Source organism: Streptomyces lothianensis, from assembly GCF_047779955.1.
Classification (GTDB): domain Bacteria; phylum Actinomycetota; class Actinomycetes; order Streptomycetales; family Streptomycetaceae; genus Streptomyces.
Window position 1 is genome coordinate 1 of the sequence record NZ_JBLMKT010000096.1, and the last position, 4,697, is coordinate 4,697.

Genomic DNA, 4,697 nt, shown 5'->3' on the forward strand with positions numbered 1-4,697 from the left:
ACCCGCCAGGGCCTGCGGCGACTTCGCCGACAGCACCCACGGCACCACCGGAAGCGTGACTGTCGGTTCCTCCACCGGAGCCGACCGCTCGGCCTCCTCCACCGCCTCCAGAATCACGTGCGCGTTCGTGCCGCTGACGCCGAAGGAGGAGACGGCGGCGCGGCGCGGGCGGTCGCCCGTGTCCGGCCAGTCACGGGCCTGGGTCAGGAGCTCCACCGCCCCGGCCTCCCAGTCCACCTGGGTCGACGGCTCGTCCACGTGCAGGGTCTTCGGCAGCAGGCCATGGCGCATGGCCATGACCATCTTGATGATGCCCGCGACACCCGCGGCGGCCTGGGTGTGGCCGATGTTCGACTTCAGCGAGCCCAGCCACAACGGCCGGTCCTCGTCCCGCTCCTGACCGTACGTGGCAAGCAGGGCCTGCGCCTCGATCGGATCGCCCAGCGTCGTACCCGTACCGTGCGCCTCGACGAGGTCCACGTCCGCTGACGGGACACGGGCGTTGGCCAGGGCCTGGCGGATGACGCGCTGCTGCGACGGGCCGTTCGGGGCCGTCAGGCCGCTGGACGCGCCGTCCTGGTTGACCGCCGAACCGCGTACGACCGCCAGGACCTGGTGGCCGTTGCGGCGCGCGTCCGACAGCCGCTCCACGAGCAGCACGCCCACACCCTCGGACCAGCCCGTACCGTCCGCCGTGTCCGAGAAGGACTTGCAGCGGCCGTCGAAGGACAGCCCGTCCTGGCGGCTGAAGTCGACGAACGTACCCGGTGTCGACATGACGGTGACACCGCCCGCGAGGGCCATCGTGCACTCGCCGGAGCGCAGTGCCTGGACTGCGAGGTGCAGGGCGACGAGCGAGGACGAGCAGGCCGTGTCGACCGTGACCGCCGGGCCCTCCAGGCCGAGGACGTACGAGACGCGGCCGGACAGGACGCTGCCGGACGTGCCGGTGCCGAGGTAGCCCTCGACGCCCTCCGGCAGGGACTGCATCAGGGTGAGGTAGTCGTGGTACATCAGGCCGGCGAAGACGCCCGTACGGCTGCCCTTCATGGCCGCCGGGTCGATGCCCGCCCGCTCGAAGACCTCCCAGGAGGCCTCCAGCATGAGGCGCTGCTGCGGGTCCATGGCCAGGGCCTCGCGCGGCGAGATCCCGAAGAACGCCGGGTCGAACGCGGCGGCGCCGTCGAGGAATCCTCCCGCGTGGGCGTTGGACGTGCCCGCCTCGTCGACCCCGAACAGGCGCTCGATGTCCCAGCCCCGGTCTTCGGGGAAGCGGGAGATCGCGTCCCCGCCGTTCTCCACGAGGCGCCACAGCCCCTCGGGGGAGGTGACACCTCCCGGATAGCGGCAGGCCATGCCGACGATGGCGATGGGCTCCCGGTCCCGGTCCTCGTACTCGCGCAGTCGCGTGCGGGCCTCGCGGAGGTCCGCCGTGGCGCGCTTGAGGTAGTCGAGGTACTTCTCCTCGTTCGGCATGAGGTGGCACTCCTTGGAAGGCAACGCAAGGCGAGGCGGGCGGGGCGGGGATCGGCCGGCAGAGGGCGGCGGCTCCGGGCGGAGCCGCCGCACGGGTCAGGAGAGTCCCAGCTCGCCGTCGAGAAGGTCGAAGAGTTCGTCCGCCGTGGCGGATTCGAGGTCGGTCGTGTCGCTGTCGTCGCCGCCGCCGTCACCGGTCGCCGGTCGGTTGTCGGTCCAGGCGGAGAGCAGGCCGCGCAGCCGCTCGGTGACGTGGGAGCGGTCGTCGTCCTCCGTGGGTACGGCGGCCAGCGAGGCCTCCAGCCGGTCGAGCTCGCTGAGCAGCGCGAGGGCCGAGACCTGGCCGCCGGGGGCGAGTTCCGCCGTCAGGTGGCGGGCGAGCGCCTCCGGCGACGGGTGGTCGAAGATCAGCGTGGCGGCCAGCTTGAGGCCGGTGAGCTGGTTGACCCGGTTGCGGAACTCGACGGCCGTGAGGGAGTCGAAGCCGATCTCCAGGAAGCCGCGGGTCACCTCGACCGCGGCGGCGGAGGCGTGGCCGAGGACGGCCGCGATCGCGTCGCGTACGAGATCGAGTACGACGCGGTACGCCTCGTCCTGCGTGCAGTGGGACAGGCGTTCCTCGAGGGCGGCCGTGGACGCGGCGGCGGGGCGCTGCGCGGCGGCTGCCGCGTGCCTGCGCATGGCCGTACGGAAGAAGGGGCGCAGCAGCGGCGGCAGCATGTCCGGCCGGACCTGCGACTCGTTCGGGGTGAGGCGTGCGAGCAGCAGGTGCGGCGGCTCCGGTGCCGCGTCCACGTCGGGGGCGGTGGCCGTGGCCGTGGCGGTGGCCGTGACGGTGGCTGCGGCTGCGGCTGTGGCCGTGTCGAAGAGGTCGAGGCCTTGACGGGCGGTCAGCGGTACGAGGCCCGACCGTCCCATGCGGGCGATGTCGGCGGCGCCGAGCTGCCCGAGCATGCCGCCCTCGCCCCACGGGCCCCAGGCGAGGGACACGGCAGGCAGGCCGTGGGCGTGGCGGTGGGTGGCGAGGGCGTCGAGGAAGGCGTTGGCAGCGGCGTAGTTCGCCTGGCCCGGCCCGCCGAAGGTGCCCGCCGCCGAGGAGTACAGGGCGAAGTAGGCGAGGTTGTGGTCTGCGGTGAGCTCGTGCAGGTGCCAGGCCGCGTCGGCCTTGGGGCGCAGGACCGTGCTGACCCGGTCCGGGGTCAACGACTCCAGCACACCGTCGTCGACGACACCCGCCGCGTGGACGACACCGGACAGCCCCGTCCCGATCTCCGCGATCAGATCCGCGAGAGCAGTGCGGTCGGTGACATCGCAGGCTGCCCAGCGGACCGTGGCACCGAGTTCTTCGAGCTCGGTGACCAGGTCCGTGGCGGGCCGGCGGGAGACGAGGACCAGGTCACGGACCTGGTGCTCGGTGACCAGGTGGCGGGCGAGAAGTCCGCCGAGTCCGCCGGCCGCACCTGTGACGAGAACGGTGCCTCGGACCGTGGGGAGCGCCGGGGGCGAGGGAAGCGCCCTCTGCGCCGGGGCGGCCACACGCGCCAGACGCGGTACGTACATCTCACCGGCGCGGATGGCGAACTGGTCCTCGCCGAGGGCCGTGGGCTTCACCAGGTCGTCGGTCGACCCGTCGGTGTCGACGAGGACGATCCGCCCGGGGTGCTCGGACTGGGCCGAACGCACCAGCCCCCACACGGCCGCCGCCGCGAGGTCCGTGACCTCGCCCGCGTCCGCCACGGCCACCGCACCCCGCGTGACGACGACCAGACGGGCGTCGTCCTCGTGGTCGGCGGCCAGCCAGTCCTGCAGCCGGGCCAGGGTCTCGGTGACGACGTCCCGTACGGCGGCCGGAACGTCGCCGTCCGCGACCGCCCCCGTGGACACCTCAAGGACCTGCGGCACCACGGCCGGGGCGTCGGCGCCGTCGGTGGCCGGACCCGGTACCCACTCCAGCCGGAACACCGAGTCCACGCCGCCTGTGCCCGATGCCGGAACGTCCAGCTGACCCGCGCTCAAGGGGCGCATCACCAGCGAGTCGATGCGCGCCACCGGCATGCCGTCGGCGTCGGCGAGGTCAAGGGAGACCGCGCCGCTGTCGGCGGTGGTGATCCGGACCCTGAGGAGCGGCGAGCCCACCGCGTACAGGCTGATCCCCGACCAGGCGAAGGGCAGCTGGCCGCCCTCGGCGAGCGAGCCGCCGCTGACGCCGATGGCGTGCAGGGCGGAGTCGAGCAGGGCCGGGTGCAGCCCGAACCGGGCGGATTCCTCCCAGGCCTCCTCGGGAAGGGCGACCTCGGCGAACACCTCGCCCTCGCCACCGCGCCACACGGCACGCAGGCCCTGGAAGACAGGGCCGTAGCCGTAACCGATGTCGTTCATGGCGTCGTACACGCCGTCGACCGGAACCTGTTCGGCATCGCGCGGCGGCCACTGGGACAGCGCCCGGCCTCCGGAACCGGCGGAGGCGTCGTCCACGGCGAGAGCACCGCTCGCATGCCGCGTCCAGGGCGCACCGGCGTCATGCACCGGACGTGAGTGGATCTCCAGCGGGCGCCGACCGTTCTCGTCGGCGGCGCCGGCCCAGATTTGCAGCACCACGGGGCCCGTGGCGCCGAGGACGAGGGGCGCGGCGATGGTGAGCTCCTCGACCCGGTCGCAGCCGGCCGCGGCGGCGGCATGGGCGGCCAGGTCGACGAACGCGGCACCCGGCAGCAGGACCGTGCCCATGACGGCGTGATCGGCGAGCCAGGGGTGCGTGTCGAGGCCGATCCGGCCGCTGAGCAGCAGACCGTCCGAGCCGGCGACGGTCACGGACGTACCGAGGAACGGGTGATCCGTGGACCCCATGCCCATCAGGGTGAGGTCACCGAGTGACGGGCCGGTGGAGTGGAGCCAGTAGTGCTGGTGTTGGAAGGCGTAGGTGGGGAGGTCGGTGCGCTGGGCGCCGGTTCCTGCGTAGTAGGTCGTCCAGTCGACCTGGGTGCCGTGGGTGTGGAGTTCGGCGAGGGCGGTGACGAGCGCTTCGGTTTCGGGGCGGTTCTTGCGGAGCGCCGGGACGAAGACGGTGTCCGTTTCGGTGCTGGTGGTGGTGTCCTGGGCCATGGCGGACAGGACACCGCCCGGACCGAGTTCGAGGTAGGTGGTGACGCCCTGGGATTCCAGGTGCCCGATGCCGTCCGCGAAACGCACCGCCTCACGGACATGCCTCACCCAGTAGTCGG

Annotated in this window: 2 protein-coding genes; both read right to left on the bottom strand. The window is 72.9% G+C overall.

Going from position 1 to position 4,697, the window contains the following annotated elements; translation table 11 throughout:
* Positions 1-1,476 (bottom strand): type I polyketide synthase (locus ACLF6P_RS29685; protein WP_415954514.1); only part of this gene is annotated, 1,476 nt, incomplete at its 3' end.
* A gap of 96 nt (positions 1,477-1,572) precedes the next feature.
* The coding region (locus ACLF6P_RS29690) for a type I polyketide synthase (RefSeq protein ID WP_415954515.1) at positions 1,573-4,697 on the bottom strand (3,125 nt) is incomplete at its 5' end.